The organism is Gemmiger formicilis (genome assembly GCF_024462815.1).
Classification (GTDB): Bacteria; Bacillota; Clostridia; order Oscillospirales; family Ruminococcaceae; genus Gemmiger.
Genome location: NZ_JANGCG010000008.1, coordinates 65,299 through 81,589 on the forward strand (window position 1 = coordinate 65,299; position 16,291 = coordinate 81,589).

At 57.7% G+C, this 16,291-nt stretch carries 17 protein-coding genes and 1 tRNA gene; 5 read left to right on the forward strand and 13 right to left on the reverse strand.

What is annotated here, in order from left to right; genetic code table 11:
• Positions 1-9: 9 nt before the first annotated feature.
• On the reverse strand, positions 10-894 hold the full coding sequence (locus NE623_RS08460; RefSeq protein WP_256272077.1) for a branched-chain amino acid ABC transporter permease: 885 nt from the start codon (positions 892-894) through the stop codon (positions 10-12).
• Between the two features lie 242 nt (positions 895-1,136).
• Positions 1,137-2,363, reverse strand: a complete 1,227-nt coding sequence (locus NE623_RS08465) for an ABC transporter substrate-binding protein (protein WP_256272076.1) — start codon at positions 2,361-2,363, stop codon at positions 1,137-1,139.
• A gap of 299 nt (positions 2,364-2,662) precedes the next feature.
• Here NE623_RS08465 and NE623_RS08470 point away from each other — a divergent pair, with 299 nt between their 5' ends.
• Complete coding sequence (locus NE623_RS08470; RefSeq protein ID WP_256272075.1) at positions 2,663-3,238, forward strand: xanthine phosphoribosyltransferase; 576 nt, start codon at positions 2,663-2,665, stop codon at positions 3,236-3,238.
• A 236-nt stretch (positions 3,239-3,474) separates the two neighbouring features.
• Here NE623_RS08470 and tsf read toward each other — a convergent pair whose 3' ends face one another.
• The 4 genes from tsf to NE623_RS08490 all read right to left on the reverse strand — a co-directional run bounded on the left by tsf (position 3,475) and on the right by NE623_RS08490 (position 6,316).
• Positions 3,475-4,392 carry a translation elongation factor Ts gene (tsf, locus tag NE623_RS08475; protein ID WP_256272074.1) on the reverse strand — a complete coding sequence of 306 codons (918 nt, stop codon included), beginning with the start codon at positions 4,390-4,392 and terminating at the stop codon, positions 3,475-3,477.
• A gap of 36 nt (positions 4,393-4,428) precedes the next feature.
• Positions 4,429-5,148 (reverse strand): 30S ribosomal protein S2, encoded by a 720-nt coding sequence (rpsB, locus tag NE623_RS08480; RefSeq protein ID WP_256272072.1) that lies wholly within the window; start codon positions 5,146-5,148, stop codon positions 4,429-4,431.
• Between the two features lie 259 nt (positions 5,149-5,407).
• Positions 5,408-5,483: transfer RNA gene (locus tag NE623_RS08485), tRNA-Ala, on the reverse strand.
• 113 nt (positions 5,484-5,596) lie between these two features.
• Positions 5,597-6,316 carry a Bax inhibitor-1/YccA family protein gene (locus NE623_RS08490; RefSeq protein ID WP_256272071.1) on the reverse strand — a complete coding sequence of 240 codons (720 nt, stop codon included), beginning with the start codon at positions 6,314-6,316 and terminating at the stop codon, positions 5,597-5,599.
• Between the two features lie 93 nt (positions 6,317-6,409).
• Here NE623_RS08490 and hemW point away from each other — a divergent pair, with 93 nt between their 5' ends.
• Positions 6,410-7,489 (forward strand): radical SAM family heme chaperone HemW, encoded by a 1,080-nt coding sequence (gene hemW, locus NE623_RS08495; RefSeq protein WP_256272070.1) that lies wholly within the window; start codon positions 6,410-6,412, stop codon positions 7,487-7,489.
• Between the two features lie 88 nt (positions 7,490-7,577).
• On the opposite strand, the gene NE623_RS08500 is transcribed toward hemW, so the two are convergent.
• Genes NE623_RS08500 through NE623_RS08510 form a run of 3 tightly spaced genes read right to left on the reverse strand, consistent with a single transcriptional unit; the run spans position 7,578 to position 9,962 of the window.
• Positions 7,578-8,141, reverse strand: coding sequence for an ATP-binding cassette domain-containing protein (locus NE623_RS08500; RefSeq protein WP_256272069.1), 564 nt, complete (start codon positions 8,139-8,141; stop codon positions 7,578-7,580).
• Positions 8,138-8,911 carry an ABC transporter permease gene (locus NE623_RS08505; protein ID WP_256272068.1) on the reverse strand — a complete coding sequence of 258 codons (774 nt, stop codon included), beginning with the start codon at positions 8,909-8,911 and terminating at the stop codon, positions 8,138-8,140. Before NE623_RS08505 ends, NE623_RS08500 begins: the two co-directional genes overlap by 4 nt.
• Complete coding sequence (locus NE623_RS08510; protein ID WP_256272067.1) at positions 8,901-9,962, reverse strand: ABC transporter substrate-binding protein; 1,062 nt, start codon at positions 9,960-9,962, stop codon at positions 8,901-8,903. Before NE623_RS08510 ends, NE623_RS08505 begins: the two co-directional genes overlap by 11 nt.
• A 111-nt stretch (positions 9,963-10,073) precedes the next feature.
• On the opposite strand from NE623_RS08510, the gene NE623_RS08515 reads away from it, so the two are divergent.
• From NE623_RS08515 to NE623_RS08525, 3 genes are read left to right on the forward strand one after another with little or no spacing between them, the layout of a single operon-like run.
• A complete protein-coding gene (locus NE623_RS08515) occupies positions 10,074-10,766 on the forward strand; it encodes a Crp/Fnr family transcriptional regulator (RefSeq protein WP_256272066.1) in 693 nt (230 codons plus the stop codon).
• 24 nt (positions 10,767-10,790) lie between these two features.
• Complete coding sequence (locus NE623_RS08520; protein ID WP_256272065.1) at positions 10,791-11,777, forward strand: glycosyltransferase family 2 protein; 987 nt, start codon at positions 10,791-10,793, stop codon at positions 11,775-11,777.
• Positions 11,774-12,364: a flavin reductase family protein gene (locus tag NE623_RS08525; RefSeq protein WP_256272064.1), complete on the forward strand. Its 591-nt coding sequence runs from the start codon at positions 11,774-11,776 to the stop codon at positions 12,362-12,364. The genes NE623_RS08520 and NE623_RS08525 overlap by 4 nt, the downstream gene beginning before the upstream one ends.
• A 44-nt stretch (positions 12,365-12,408) precedes the next feature.
• Here the strand turns inward: NE623_RS08525 and NE623_RS08530 are convergent, their stop codons facing one another.
• The 4 genes from NE623_RS08530 to NE623_RS08545 form a co-directional block, all read right to left on the reverse strand.
• Entirely contained in the window at positions 12,409-12,609 is a 201-nt protein-coding gene (locus NE623_RS08530) for a hypothetical protein (RefSeq protein WP_256272063.1), read from the reverse strand.
• A gap of 3 nt (positions 12,610-12,612) precedes the next feature.
• A complete protein-coding gene (locus NE623_RS08535; RefSeq protein ID WP_256272062.1) occupies positions 12,613-13,596 on the reverse strand; it encodes an ABC transporter permease subunit in 984 nt (327 codons plus the stop codon).
• Between the two features lie 14 nt (positions 13,597-13,610).
• Positions 13,611-15,119, reverse strand: a complete 1,509-nt coding sequence (locus tag NE623_RS08540) for a sugar ABC transporter ATP-binding protein (RefSeq protein ID WP_256272061.1) — start codon at positions 15,117-15,119, stop codon at positions 13,611-13,613.
• 107 nt (positions 15,120-15,226) lie between these two features.
• Positions 15,227-16,288: a galactose ABC transporter substrate-binding protein gene (locus NE623_RS08545; protein ID WP_256272060.1), complete on the reverse strand. Its 1,062-nt coding sequence runs from the start codon at positions 16,286-16,288 to the stop codon at positions 15,227-15,229.
• Between the last annotated feature and the right edge of the window lie 3 nt (positions 16,289-16,291).

Below are 16,291 nucleotides of genomic sequence, written 5' to 3' on the forward strand. Positions count from 1 at the left end.
GCAGCCACCTCAAACCTTCACATTGACTTTCTTGCCCAGCAGGCCGGTGGGCTTGACGATAAGCACCACAACCAGCACCAGGAAAACGATTGCATCGGACAGCTGGGTGGAAATGTAGGCCTTGCTCAGGTTCTCAATGACGCCGAGCAGGATGCCGCCCAGGAATGCGCCGGGGATGGAGCCAATACCGCCAAAGACCGCCGCCACAAAGGCCTTGATGCCGGGCATGGCGCCGGTGGTGGGCTGCAGCGTGGGATAGGACGAGCAGAGCAGCGCACCGGCCACAGCCGCCAGACCCGAGCCGATGGCAAAAGTCAGTGAGATGGTCGCGTTGACGTTGACGCCCATCAGCTGGGCGGCGCCGCGGTCCTCCGACACGGCCAGCATGGCATGGCCCGCAGGGGTGCAGTTGACAAACCAGATCAGCGCCGCCATAATCACGATGCAGGCGATGATGGTCACAACGGTTTCTGCGGAAATCGTCAGCTGACCGCCAAACAGGCTGATGGGCTGCAGACCCGTGACTACAGAGGTAAAGCTCTTGGGGTTGGAGGTCCAGGCCAGCTGGGCCACCTGCTGCAACAGATAGCTGACACCGATGGCCGTAATCAGCACCGCCAGCGACGGCGCTTCACGCAGGGGGCGGTAAGCCACGCGCTCGACCGTGACGCCCAGAATGGTGCAGACCACCATCGAGAGCACGATGGCCAGCACGGGGTTCATACCCGCAGAGCCAAACGCAAAAAAGACAACATAGCTGCCGATCATGATGACATCGCCGTGGGCGAAGTTCAACATCTTGGCAATGCCGTAGACCATCGTATAGCCCAGCGCAATCAATGCGTAAACACTGCCCAGACTGATACCATTGATCAGGTAGGATAAAAACTGCATTGCGTAATACACCTCACTCTATCTTTTCCCCCGCCGAAGGTTTCAGCCGCAGACTGGCAGGAAAATATAAATCCATAGTAACACAAAGCCGCGGTCAAAACAATGCTTTTGTCTGTATTTCAGCAAAAAACAAATGTTTTTGTCGGCCATTGCCTGTTCCATAACAAAAAGGGCTGCCGAACCCTATGTCCGGCAGCCCCCATTGGCAACGGAAAAATCAGTTGGCGCGCGCTGTGCCGGGATCACATGGCAGCGTAAGCGCCGTTCTTGATCACAACAGCCTTAGGAGCCTTGGAAACCGCACCGGAGGCATCCCAGGTCATGCCCTCGCCGGTCAGACCGTCAAAGGTCGTGCTGGTGAACTGAGCCTTGAGAGCCTCGCAGATGTCAGAGGCATCCATGTCGCCGTTGATGCCGCCGGCAACCGCAGCCTGATAGATGGCGTAGACAACATCGTAAGCATCGGCAGCGAACTGGTTCGGGGTGTCACCGTAGGCCTCCTTGTAAGCGGAGACAAAGGCCTGCGTCTTTTCATCCTGTGCGTCTGCAGCGAACGGGGTCAGGAGCATCAGACCCTCTGCCAGAGAAGTGTCAAAGCCCTCGATGGTCAGGATGCCGTCCATACCATCGCAGCCGAAGAAGGTCGGGGTGTAGCCACTCTTGTTGGCGGCAATCAGAATCTGGGAAGCCTCCTGATAGTAGATGGGCAGGAACACCAAATCAGCACCGGCCTCCTGACATTTGGCAACCTGCGTGGACAGGTCAGACTTGTTATCAGCGGTGAATGCCTCGGCGGTCACAATCTCCAGACCCTTGACGTCAGCCTCTGCCTTGAACTTCTCGTAGATACCAGAGGAGTATGCGTCGGAGGAGTCATAGATGATGCCAACCTTGGTGCCCAGCTTGTTGTCTGCGATATAATCTGCGGAGGCAACGCCCTGGTTGGGGTCGGTAAAGCAGATCTGGAACACATTGTCGCCGCTCTCGATGACAGCGGGCGCAGAAGCGGAAGGCGTCATCATAAACAGGTTGTCATTGGCGGTCTCGGCGGCAACGGCAATGGACGGGGTAGTGGTGACAGGGCCGGCCAAAACCTGCAGGCCCCAGTCCTTCAGGGTGTTGTAAGCGTTGACACTCTTCTCAGCGTCATGCTCGTCATCCTCAAACTTCCACTCAAAGACATCGCTGCCGTTGGCGGCGTTGATTTCCTTGACAGCCAGCTCCTCAGCATTCTTGACAGCCTGACCGTAGATAGCAGCGCCGCCGGTGATGGGGCCGATGCCGCCAATCTTGATGGGGGTGCCGGTGTAAGCGCCGGAGCCCTCGCCTGCTGCCTCAGTGGTAGCGGCGGTGGAAGCGGCAGAGGATGCCTCAGAAGAAGCAGCCGTATCGGTGGAAGCGGTAGAGCCACAGGCGGCAAGGCTCATGACCATAGAAGCCGCCAGCACAGAGCTAACGAGTTTTTTCATTGTAAATTCCCTCCTAAAAACACAAGCGGCACATCTGCGGGTCGCACAACCCTGTGCCGTTTTGTTGAGTAAATTATAACCTTTTGTTCACAAAAAAGCAATGATACAAATCAACAGTGTTCTGCGGTGATTTTCCATTCTTTATGGGGAATTTTCACAAAAATATATTACAAATCATTATCAAGTTGCCATCTTGACAATTTATCGCCTGTTTTTCTTGTAAAAGGCTTGCAAAACCCGCCGAAGTTTGTCATAATAGTAAGAAATTCGATTTAAATTGGAAAGGGGCATCATCACAGATGAAACTTCTGGAGGAGCGCATTATCGAGCAGGGGCAGGTTCGTCCCGGCAACGTCCTGAAGGTGGACTGCTTTCTGAACCACCAGCTGGATGTAAATCTGCTGGATAAGATTGGCGAGGAGTTCTACCGCATCTTCAAGGATGAGGGCATTAACAAGATTCTGACCATCGAGGCTTCCGGCATTGCCATTGCCTGCATGACCGCACGGCATTTTGATGTGCCGGTTGTCTTTGCCAAAAAGGCAAAGAGCAAGAACATTGACGGCGATGTTTTCACCTCCACCGTACATTCCTACACCTACGGCCGCGACTATGACATCACGCTTTCCAAAAAGTTTCTTTCCCCTTCCGATAAGGTTCTGATTCTGGATGATTTCCTTGCCAACGGCAAGGCCATCAAGGGCCTGCTGGACGTCTGCAATCAGGCGGGTGCCACCGTGGCCGGCATCGGTATCTGCATCGAGAAGGGCTTCCAGCCGGGCGGTGCCGAGCTGCGTGCCGCCGGCTACAAGCTGGCCAGCCTCGCCATCGTCGATTCGATGAGCGATGACCAGCTGACCTTCCGCGAACAGTAAGCGGAATTTGCACGATTTATAAAACAAAAGGCGTTGGGCAGACTTGTCCAACGCCTTTTGTTTTGTTGTAATGCTCGGGTTCCGAATGGTTTTGTGGGCAACCGCCCCTACCCGCGATTTTCCCGCAAACGGCATTTTGCGGGCAGGCAATGCCCGCCCCTACATAAATATGTCACCCACACCAAAACGCCGCCTGCGGTTTCCCGCAGGCGGCGTTCAATGCTTATGCTGATAAATTAGCCCTTGATGGCAGCGGCGACTTCAGCAGCGAAGTCCTCGTTGCGCTTCTCCAGGCCCTCACCCTTGGTGAAGTGGGTGAAGGAAGCGATCTTGATGTCGCCGCCCAGAGCCTTGGCGGTGTCAGCAACGTACTTCTTGACGTCCATGCCGCCGTCCTTGATGAAGGCCTGATCAATCAGGCAGCTCTCCTTGTAGAACTTGCCCAGCTTGCCGATGGCCATCTTCTCTTTGATAGCGTCAGGCTTGTTGGCGGTCTTGGGATCGTTGGCCATCTGAGCCAGAACGATCTCCTTCTCCTTGGCCAGAACGTCCTCGGGCACATCGGACTCGTTCAGGTAGCTGGGGTTAGCAGCAGCAACCTGCATAGCAATGTCCTTGCCAAAAGCAGCAAACTCGGGCTTTGCAGCAACCTCGTCGCTGGTCTCGAACTTGACGATGACACCGTGGGTGCCGCCGCCGTGGACATAGGCAGCGCAATGACCCTCATAGCGGGCAAAGCGGCGAACCTTGATGTTCTCCTTGATGACGAGAATCAGAGCCTTCAGGGCATCGTCAACAGTGCCGTCGCCCATCTTGCAGCCCATCAGAGCCTCAACATCGGCGGGGTTCTGCTCAGCAACAACCTGAGCCAGGTTCTTGGTGAAATCAACGAACTTATCGTTCTTGGCAACGAAGTCGGTCTCGGCGTTGACCTCAACGACAACAGCGCAGTTGTCGAAGGAAACGGCGTAAACCATGCCCTCAGCAGCGATACGGCCAGCCTTCTTGTTGGCAGCAGCCAGACCCTGCTCACGCAGAATCTCGATAGCCTTCTCGAAGTCGCCGTCAGCCTGAGTCAGTGCCTTCTTGCACTCCATCATGCCGCAGTCAGTCTGCTTGCGCAGCTCCATAACGTCTTTTGCAGAAATAGCCATAGTTCTCAATGTCCTTTCTGAATGATTGGGATAAAATCAATCCTCTTTGGTCTCAGCGGCGGGAGCGTCCTGAACGCCCTGCTTGCCCTCCAGCACAGCGCTGGCCATAGCACCGGAGATCAGCTTGACAGCGCGGATAGCGTCGTCGTTGCCGGGGATGACGTAGTCGATCTCATCGGGATCGCAGTTGGTGTCAACGATAGCGACAATGGGGATGTTCAGCTTGCGGGCCTCAGAGACAGCGATGCGCTCCTTGTGAGGATCGACGATGAACATAGCCTTCGGCAGGGTCTTCATGTTCTTGACGCCGCCCAGATACTTGTCCAACTTGGCCATCTCGAGCTCGAGCTTGACAACTTCCTTCTTGGGCAGCAGGTCGAACGTGCCGTCCTCCTGCATGGTCTTGAGCTGCTCCATACGGTCGATGCGCTTGCGAATGGTGCGGAAGTTGGTCATCATGCCGCCCAGCCAACGAGCGTTGACATAGTGCATACCGCAGCGGGTAGCCTCGTCACGGATGGACTCCTGAGCCTGCTTCTTGGTGCCGACGAAGAGAATCTCGCCGCCCTGAGCAGCGGTGTCACGCACGAAATTGTAAGCCTCATCCAGCTTCTTCACGGTCTTCTGCAGATCGATGATGTAGATGCCGTTGCGCTCGGTGAAGATGTACTTAGCCATCTTGGGGTTCCAGCGGCGGGTCTGGTGGCCGAAGTGGACACCGGCCTCGAGAAGCTGCTTCATAGATACGACTGCCATTGTTTGTTTCCTCCAAAAAATTTAGTTTTTACCCTCCGCACTGCGGGGTTTCTGTTTTCTAACCTTTTGTGCGTGTTACCGCAAAAAAGGCACAAAAAAACAGCGCAATGCGTGTGTATTGCTTTAGTATAGTACCATACCCTGACGCAAATTGCAAGAGGTTTTTGAAAAATTCTCGCTGCAAGCGTATTTTTGGTATAGTGCACAGTTTTTGACAAGAGCAACAAAAAAGACCTGACAAATTTCTGTCAGGTCTTTGTGGTGGAGAATACCGGGATCGAACCGGTGACCTCTTGCATGCCATGCAAGCGCTCTCCCAGCTGAGCTAATCCCCCATGCTGGCGTCGCCGTGATGCGCACCGCACCTGACGACGTCATTTATTATAGCAAGATGATTTTCAAATGTCAAGCGTTTTCCTGAAATTATTTTCAGATTTTTTTGCTTTTTTTAATCATTGTTGCGGCGGCCCAGCATACGCAGGATATACAGGAAGATGTTGATAAAGTCCAGATAGAGGTTCAGCGCGCCGATGATGGACGCCTTGTGCAGCATAGCCGCATCCCCGCCGAAGTAGGCATAGTGGTATTTCAGCATCTGGGTGTCATAAGCGGTCAGGCCCATAAAAATCAGCAGGCCCACCGCGCAGAGCAGCAAGTCCATAATACCGAAGTGCAGGCCAAACAGACTGAGCAGACCGCCCACCAGCGCACAGACGATGATGGCCACAAGGCCGCCCATCAGCTTGGGGCCCCAGCCGGTCAGGTCGCGGTTGGTCACATTGCCGTACACTGCCATAACGCCGAAGTAGACTGCGCCGACAAGGAACGCCAGAATCAAGCTGCCGTAGTCATACACCAGAAAGATAGAGCTGAGGTTCAAGCCGTTGAGCACCGCATAGCCGAAGAAAATGCCGGTGGCCGTGGAGGGCTGCAGGCTCTGCACCCGGGCGGTAAGCACAAAGACCAGCACCAACTCCGCGATGGAGGTCAGGATGAACAGGCCGGAGCTAATCAGCGGGTAAATCAGTCCCGAGACCACCGCACCGATGCCGACCGCAAAGGTAACCAGCAGGCCCGCAAACATCCAGCCGAAGGTCTTGGACATAAACTCAGAAAGTGTGCCAAACGGGCTTTCCGCGTAGGAAATATTTGAATAATTGCGATTCATAGTTGCAATCCCCTTTCTTTATGATGTATTATACAGGTATTTTCACAGGAAATCATCACAGAATTGTGAAATTCATAAGACAAAAGGTGTATTATGTGCAAAAGCGACTTCTTCGGCATCTATATTCATATTCCCTATTGCAAATCCAAATGCCGCTACTGTGATTTTTACTCTGCGCCCGGGGCGCAGGGCGTGCCGCAGCCCTATGTGGACGCCCTGCTGCGGGAGCTTGCCAAAAACAGTCGTCGCCCCGACACGCTGTATTTCGGCGGCGGCACACCGGCACTGATGACGCCGGAGCAGGCCGCGCTTTTAATAAAGGAAGCCAATCCCCTGCCCGGCGCAGAAATCACGCTGGAGGCAAACCCCGACGTGGTAACGCCAGAGACGCTGCAGGGCTTCCGGGCGGCAGGCGTGACGCGCATCAGCTTTGGCGTGCAAAGCGCGGACGATGCACAGCTGCGGCGGTTGGGCCGCACCCACACCGCCGCCGGGGCCACGCAGGCGCTGGGCTGGGCGCGGGAGGCCGGGTTCCCGGAAATCTGCGGGGACATTATGCTGGCGCTGCCGGAGTATTCAAACGCCGAATTTGACCGCACACTGGCGTTGCTGCAGGAGGGCGGCTGCACGCACATTTCAGCCTACTTATTAAAAGTAGAACCGGGTACAGCGTTTTACCGCAACCTGCCCGCCGGTCTGCCGGACAACGATGCCGCCGCCGATTTTTACCTGTATGCCGTGCAGCAGCTGGAGGCCGCGGGCTATCGCCAGTATGAAATCAGCAACTTTTCCAAGCCCGGCCACGAGGGGCGGCACAATCTGCTGTATTGGAACTGCCGCGATTATTGGGGCGTCGGCCCTGCGGCCCACAGCTGTATGGGTAGTGTGCGCCGCTTCTGGCCGGATGATGTACAGGGCTTCACGGCGGGCACCACCGCCGAACAGCCGGAGGGCGACTGCACGGCGGAGGATTTTCTCCTGATGCAGCTGCGGCTGACCAGCGGGCTCTCCCTTGCCGAGTACAACCGCCGCGGCGGGCAGTTTACGGCCGCACAACTGGCCTTTATGCGCCAGTGCGTGCAGCACGGCTACGCCACATTTGATGAGCACACCTTCCGGCTCACCCCCGCTGGGATGGTGGTGCAGAACGCAATTTTAACAGAGCTTTTGTAAAAAAACGCACGCACCATTTTTTGATGGTGCGTGCGTTTTTGGCTATATACAGTACAACGTTTATGGTCACTTTGCAGGCAACCGCGTCTTAAATTTCCCTCACCGGCCAGCCGAGAAGGTCGGCGGCGGCGCGGTCATGGGTGACCAATATCGTTGGGCGGGTACCGGTCAGGCGTTTTGTTGCTTTGACGGCGTCCTCCACAAGCTCGGCATCCATGCCGGTGAAGGGCTCGTCCAGCAGCAGCGTTCTGGCGTCACGGCAGAGCAGCGCGCGCAGCAGTGCGGCGCGGCGCTTCTGCCCGCCGGAAAGCCGTGCAGCGGGCAGTGCCAGCTCTGCATCGGTAAAGCCAAGGGCGCGCAGCTCATGCGCCGCCTCCCCCACGGTCAGGCCGTGGCCGGTCAGCACCAGATTGGCTGTGGCCGTCAGCTGGGGGCACAGGCGATCCTCCTGAAAAACAGCCGCAGGCGTTTTCACGCCGGAAACCGCGCCGGAGTCCGCCGCTTCCAGCCCCAGCAAGATACGCAGCAGAGTTGTTTTTCCGCAACCAGAGCGCCCCATCAGCACCGCCGGGCCGTCCACAGTCCAGCTAAAATGCTGCAGCACCGGCGTATTGCCAAAGCTCTTGCAGACATCCTGTATCACTATGCTCATGCCTGCACCTCCCCGCAAAGGCGTGCCTTGGCGGCGCGCAGCAGCCGGGCTGCCAGGGCGGACAGTGCCGCCGACAGCAGCACAATCACCAGCGTCCATGCAAAGACGTCCGGCGTGGACAGCGTGATTTTGGCGCGGTAGAGCGCATCCCCCACCGAGTGGTCCGGCAGACCGATGACCTCCGCCGAAACGCCGCTTTTCCAGCACATACCCATTGCGGCGATGCAGCTTTCACAGAAGGACGGATACACGCCCGGCAGCCAGATATAGCGCAGCCGCGCAGTCAGCGGCAGGCGGTAGACACGCGCCATTTCCAGCAGTTTAGGGTCTGTGTCGGCAATGCCGCCCAGCACCCCCGCATAGACAACCGGCAGCACATGGGTAAAGCTGACAACAACCGACAGGTTTGCACTGCGCACCCAGAGCAGCGCCAGAATGACAAAGCTCGCCACAGGCATGGCGCGGATGAGCTGCATAACCGGGTCAATAAAAATCCGCACCCAGCGCCAGCGCGCCCCCGCTGCACCCAGCAGCAGGCCCCCTGCTATCGCCAGCAGGAAGCCCGCCAATATGCGCAGTGCGCTGAACACAATGCGCTGCCAGAACGCTGCTGTGGGTACCAGCTGTGCCAGCGCCCCCAGCGTCTGCAGGGGCGTGGCCAGAAACAGGCCGCCGTGCCCCAGCCCCATAGCCGCCAGCTGCCAGACCACAAGCCACGCGGCCAGCGCTGCAGCTCTCTGCCACAGCGGAGCCGGCATTTTAGCCTGCATAGTAGAAGTCGTCCGCAGGCAGGGTGCCGCCCACACTGGTGGGGTCAGCGGCGTACAGGACATTGAAATAGGTTTCCAGATCTGCCTTCATCTCGTCGCCGGTCTCAAAGACAATGTTACACTGCGGCAGGGCCTTCTGGGCCAGTGCAGCCTTGGCCACAACGCCGTACTGCTCGCACAGGGCGGCGGTGCCTTCCAGGTCGGAGTTGGCAGCCTCCACACTGGCGGCATAGCCCTCCATAAAGGACGCAAAGGCCTCGGGGTCATTCTCCACGGCATCCTTGCGGACAACCAGCACGCCGGTGACCAGCTTGGAGCCAGCAACCTTCTGCCATTCCTCGTTCATATCCAGCGCAACGCGCAGGCCCTCGACCTGAGACAGCGCACTGGTGACAAAAGGTTGCGGCAACATGGCGATGGTGGCCTCACCCGCCTGCACCTTGCTCAGGGCCTCGGTGGCCTCGCTGCAATACTCGATGGTGACATCGCTATCGGGGTCAACACCGTTCTCGCTCAGGACATAGCGCAGAACGTACTCCGGCGTGGTTCCCTTGCCGGTGGTCACGATAGTCTGACCCTTCAGGTCTGCCACGGAGTTGACCGTCTCGCCGTTTTCCACGATGTAGAGCACGCCCAGCGTGTTGATGCAGGCAACCTCAACAGCGCCGTTCGTCTTGTTGTAGAGCGTGGCGGCCAGGTTGGCGGGCACAGCGGCGGCATCCAGGTCACCCTTGACCAGCAGCGGAACGATTTCATCGGCTGCGCCGTACATCGTGAAGTCATAGCTGGACGCAACCTCGTCCGCCATCAGGTTGACAAGACCCATCGTGGTGGGGCCCTTCAGGCCCGCAATGCGCAGCGTGGCCTCGGTGGCCTCGCTCTCGGCGGGAGCCTCGGTGGCGGCAGGCTCTGCCTCCACAGCGGACTCCGCGGTGGATTCTGCAGCGGATTCTGCGGCAGACTCGCTGACAGAAGCGGCAGCACCGCAGCCAGCCAGAGAGGCACAGAGCGCAAACGCCGTCACAGCGGCGAAAACACGTTTCAGTTTCATAATTTTCTTATCCTCCTTGTTGCTTTTGCGGCCCTACTATACTATAATAAATGTGAATTGTCTGTTGCAGCGGCAACAGATAACCCTTTTGTAACAATCGCAAGGAGCTGTATGGACTACACACGCTACTACGAAATTATGCGCCGCACCAGCCTTCTGCGCGGTATGGCCGATGACGAGCTGGACACCCTGATGGCCTGCATGGCCCCGCGGGCACGCCGCTACGCCAAGGGCGAGCTGCTGCTGATGGCCGGGTACGAAACCCACGAGGTCGGCCTTGTGCTGGAGGGCGCTATCACAGCCGGAAAGCCGCTGGCCGACGGCAGCACGGTGGTTATGGCCCACATGGGGCCGGGCGGCGTCTTTGCCGATGTGCTGGCCGGTGGGCGCAGCCGCAGCCCGGTCAACGTGACTGCCGCCGAGGACTGCCTGATTCTCTATCTGCCCTGTGCGGCGCTGCTGCGTCCTTGCGCCGAGCTGCACGCCGCCCACCAGAAGCTGCTGCAGAACTGGCTGGAAACCATCAGCGGCAAATATTTTGCGCTGGATCGCCGTTTGGAGCTCATCTGCTGCAAGAGCCTGCGCGGGCGTATCTGTATGTGGCTGCTGGAGCAGCGCGAGGCGTGCGGCGCGGACACCTTCTCCACGCCGATGAACCGCACCGAGCTGGCCGCCTACCTGAACTGTGACCGCAGCGCGCTCTCCCGCGAGCTGAGCCGTATGCAGGAGGAGGGGCTCATTGAGCTGTTCCGCGGCAGCTTCAAGCTGCCAGACCCTGACCAGCTGCGCGCCGCCTGCCCGTAAATTCAACATATTGAGGTTATTTATATGAACAACCGAACCGAACCGATTTTGTATATCGTCATCCCCTGCTACAATGAACAGGAGGTGCTGCCCATCACCGCGCCGATGTTCCTGCAGAAAATCAACGACCTTGCCGCGGCGGGCAAAATCAGCCCCGACAGCCGGGTTCTATTTGTGAACGATGGCTCCAAGGACCGCACGTGGGAAATTATCAACGAACTGGCGGCCAGCGATGCACACTATGTCGGCATCTGCCAGAGCCGCAACCGCGGCCACCAAAACGCCGTACTGGCGGGCCTGATGGAGGCCAAGAGCCGTTGCGACATCACCATTTCCATCGACTGCGATGGGCAGGACGATATCAACGCAATGGACGGCATGGTGGACGCCTACCGCGACGGCTGTGATGTTGTGTACGGCGTGCGCAGTAAGCGCGAGACTGACACCTTTTTCAAGCGCTTTACGGCGGAGAGCTTCTACAAGCTGCTGAACGCGATGGGCGCCGAGGTTGTCTTTAACCATGCAGATTACCGCCTGATGAGCGCCCGCGTGCTGGAGGAATTTGCCAAATTCAAGGAGGTCAACCTCTTCCTGCGCGGCATGGTGCCGCTGGTTGGTTTCAAATCCACCTGCGTGACCTACGAGCGCCATGAGCGCATGGCGGGTGAAAGCCACTACCCCCTCTCCAAAATGCTGGCGCTGGCCTTTGACGGCATCACAAGCCTGTCCATCAAGCCCATCCGGTTCATCACCGGCTTCGGCGTCTTTGTGGCGCTGGTCAGCTTCATCGGCGTGCTGTGGGCGGTCATTGAGGCCGCGCTGGGGCGGACCGTGTCCGGCTGGGCGTCCATGACCAGTATCATCTGCTTTGTCTCGGGCGTGCAACTGATTTGTCTGGGCGTCATCGGGGAGTACATCGGCAAAATTTATTTGGAAACCAAGCACCGCCCACGGTACATCATCAGCGATACCACGCCGAATTTTGGCGATGTAAAGGAGGACACACAATGAGCCGACAGGTATGGAAGGGCTCCACCCTGCTCAACCCGGAGCCGCCGGTGCTGGTCAGCTGCGGCAGCGCCGACAAGCCGAACCTTATCACTGTGGGCTGGACAGGCACCATCTGCACCCAGCCGCCGATGCTGTCCATCAGCGTTCGGCCCGAGCGCTACAGCCACCATTTAATCAGGGAAAGCGGCGAGTTTGTGGTGAATCTGCCCACCGAGAGCCTTGTCCGCGCCATTGACTGGTGCGGCGTCAAAAGCGGCCGCGATGTGGACAAGTTTGCCGCCATGCAGCTGACCCCCGCCCCCGCCGCCAAGGTCGGCACCGTGCTGGTGGAGGAAAGCCCCGTCAATCTGGAGTGCAAGGTCACGCAGATTATCCCGCTGGGCAGCCACGATTTGTTTCTGGCCGAGTGTGTGGCCGTGGATGTGGATGAGCGCCTGCTGGACGAGAACGGCAAACTCTGCCTGAACAAGGCCAAGCTGATTGTCTACAGCCACGGCGATTATCTTGCCCTGGGCCGCAAGCTGGGCAGCTTTGGCTACAGCGTGCGGAAACGAAAAAAGGCACCTATTAAAAAAACAGTCAGATAAACGTAAAGCGCTCACGGTTCTTGTCTCGAACCGTGAGCGCTTTTTTACAGGATTCCCTTACTTTTCAAGATGCCGACCAATACCACAATGACCAGCGCGGCCACGCAGACGCCGATGAAGATGTCTATGTATTTCAGCGGAACCTTACGGAATTTCTCGTAGAAATTTTCAAAGGCATTCAGCTGGCTGCGGTCAGGCCGGGTGTCGGCGGCGTTTGTTTCGGGGGTGCGTTTTTCTTCGTCCATAGCTTACTTCTTGGCCAGATACTTGCGCAGGTCAAGGGCAACGGCGATGACGATGACAAGGCCCTGTGCAATGTAGGTGTACGCGGGGTCGACGCCGAGGAACTGCAGGCAGATCTTCAGGACTTCAAAGACCAGAACACCGACCAGAACGCCGGAGACCTTGCCGACGCCGCCGTTGGTGGAAACGCCGCCGATGGTGCAGGCTGCGATAGCTTCCAGCTCATAGCCGTTGCCGGTGTTGGTGGAAGCGCCGCCGGCCTTTGCGCCGACGAGGAAGCCACCGAGAGCATACATGCAGGAGGCCAGGATGTAGATGCGGATCAGGGATGCAGTGACGTTGACACCGGCAACCTGAGCGGCGTTCTCGTTGCCGCCGATGGCGTACATGTACTTGCCATGACGGGTCTTATTGTACAGGAACCAGAAGAAGGTGCCGACGATCAGCGCAAAGATGGCCAGGAACGGGATGGGGCCCAGCGTGCCGCTGGCAACGGTCAGGTAGCTCTGCTTGTAACCGCCCATGGGCTGGTTGTTGGTGATGACGGAGCACAGGCCGTAAACGATGGTCTGCATACCCAGCGTAGCGATGAAAGGAGGAACCTTCAGGAATGCGATAATGCAGCCGTTGATGGCACCGAAGCAGGCCATGACCGCCATGACGATGAGCAGGGCCACGGGCCACGGAATATCGGGCAGCCAGGGCAGCATGCGGGCAGAGTAGTCAACACTCTGCAGCAGCATGGCGGAGAAGCAGGCGGCCAGGCCGACCTGGCGGCCGGCGGACAGGTCAGTGCCCTTGGTGATCAGGCATCCCGAAACGCCGCAGGCGATGATGAAACGCGGGGCGACGTTCAGCAGCAGGTTTTTGGCGTTTTTCTCGGTAAAGAAGTTCTGGGTCGTGCAGCCGACGAAGAGGGCCAGCAAAATGATCAGAATAATGATCGCGTTATTGGACAGGAATTTTTTAAAGTCGAATTTTTTCTCCATTTTCGGATTCCTCCTTATTCAAACTGGGTAGCCAGCGTCATGATGTTCTCCTGGTTCGCCTTATCACCGTCGATAAAGCCGGTGCAGCGGCCATCGCACATGACCATGATGCGGTCAGACATGCCGATCAGCTCGCTCATTTCGGAGGAGATCATGATGATGCTCTTGCCCTGTTTGGCCATCTCGGCGATGATGCAGTAAATTTCATACTTTGCACCGACGTCGATGCCGCGGGTCGGCTCGTCCATGATGAAAACATCGGGGTCGTTGGCCAGCCAGCGGGCAATCAGCACCTTCTGCTGGTTACCGCCGGACAGCGATTGAATCTGCGTTTTGGAGGACGGCGTCTTAATGGACAGCTTGGCGACATTATCCTGCACGAGCTTTTCGATTTTGTTGTCGTCCAGCATAATGCCGCCGATCAGATACTTGTTCAGCGATGCAATGGAGACGTTATCCGCAATGGAAAGCACACCCAGAATACCGGTGGCGCGGCGGTCCTCGGTCAGCATGGCGATGCCGTTTTTGATGGCGTCCTGCGGCTGGTTGATGGTCAGTTCCTTGCCCTTATAGGTGATGGTGCCCGACGTGTGGCAGCGCAGACCGAACAGACCCTCCATCAGCTCGGTGCGCTGGGCACCGACCAGACCGGCCACGCCGAGGATCTCGCCCTTGCGGACGTTGAAGTTGACGTGGCGGAAGCTCTTGGGGTTGATGGAGGTGAAGTCCTTGACCTCAAACACGACCTCACCGGGCGTATTCGAGCGCGGCGGGTAGAGGTTGGAGAGCTCACGTCCGACCATCTTGGTGATGATCATATCGGTGGTCAGTTCATTGGCCTCCCAGGTGCCGATGTACTGGCCGTCGCGCATGATCGTGACTTCGTCGCTGATGCGAAGAATTTCGTCCATCTTGTGGCTGATGTAGACGATGGAGACGCCCTTGGCGCGCAGCTCGTTCACGATGGTGAACAGTGCCTCGACCTCGGCCGCCGTCAGCGAGGAGGTGGGCTCGTCGAGGATCAGCACCTTGCAGTCTGCCGAGACCGCCTTGGCGATCTCAACCAGCTGCATCTGGGAAACGCTCAAGGTTCCGAGCTTTGCGTGCGGATCATAATTCAGATGGACTTCCTTTAGGACCTTGGCCGCATCCTCGTACATCTTGTCGTGGTCGATGACGGTGACGGGTCCGTATTTCTTGGTGGGATAGCGCCCAACGTAGATATTCTCGCCGATGGAACGCTCCGGGATGGGCTGTAATTCCTGGTGCACCATCGCAATGCCGCGATTCAGTGCATCCAGAGGTCCTTTGATCTGAACCTCCTGCCCCTCATAAATAACCTTGCCTTCGTCCATGTGGTAGATACCGAACATACACTTCATCAAGGTGGACTTGCCCGCGCCGTTCTCTCCCATCAGCGCATGGACGGTGCCGGGTTTCAATTTCAGCTGTGCGTGATTCAGTGCCTTGACGCCGGGGAACGTCTTGACGACATCACACATCTCCAAGCGGTACTCTGACAATTCGCTGGCCCCCTTTAATCTTTTGTAACCTTTTCACGAAAAAAAGGTGCGTGCGCCTGCGCACACGCACCCTGGTTGTTCTGGTTTAAGCTGTGGCTTTTGTCAAATTACTGGAAGTCCTTGACGTTGTCGGGAGTGACCTTGACATAGTCAACGTAGACGCTCTGGTGGTCGGCCTCGAAGGTCTTGCCGCCCAGCAGCTCCTCCATGGAAGCAACAGCCTGCGTAGCCTGGCCCTTAGCGTCGTTCAGAACGGTACCGGTCATGTTGCCGTTGGCAACTTCGTTCAGGGCAGCGTCCAAAGCGTCAACACCAACGAGGTAGATGTCCTTGTTGACGGTACGGCCTGCAGCCTGAATGGCCTGCAGAGCGCCGATAGCCATATCATCGTTGTTGCAGAAAACAACTTCGATCTGATCGCCGTACTTGGCGAGGTCGTTCTGGCAGATTTCCTGGCCCTTGTTACGGTCCCAGTCACCGCGCTGCAGGTCAAGCTGCTCAACCTCAACGCCGGCATCGGTCAGAGCCTTGACGGAGTACTCGGTACGCAGCTGAGCATCGATATTCTCGGGGTCGCCCTGAATCATGATGTAGGAAACCTTGCCGTCGCCGTTGATGTCGCCCTTGTTCTCGGTGTCGAGGATCAGCTCGCCCTGGAAGGTGCCGGACTGAGCAGCGTCGCAGCCGACGTAGACCAGCTTGTCATAAGCGGACATCTGATCGGCGGTGGGCTCACGGTTGATCAGGACGGTGGGAACATCGGCACCCTTGACGGTGGAGATGATCTGGTCGGCAGCGGAGGTCATAACGGGGTTGATGATCAGTGCGTCAACGCCCTGGGTGATGAAGGTGTTGATCTGCTCGTTCTGCTTGGCCTGGTCGTTGTTGCCGTCGACGATGGTAACTTCGTAGCCCTTGCCCTCGAGGATCTCCTGCAGAGCATTACGGTAGGTGGTCATGAAGGCATCGTCGAACTTGTAGATGCAGACGCCGACCTTACCGCCCTGAGTGGCCTCGGTAACGCTCTCAGCTGCGCTCTCGGCAGCGGAGGTAGCGGCGGACTCAGTAGAGGCAGCCTCGCTGGAAGCGGGGGCGGAGGCGGAGCCGCCGCAAGCGGCGAGGGATACGGCCATGCAGCCAGCAACGGCCAGAGCAGCAAACTTTTTCATAAT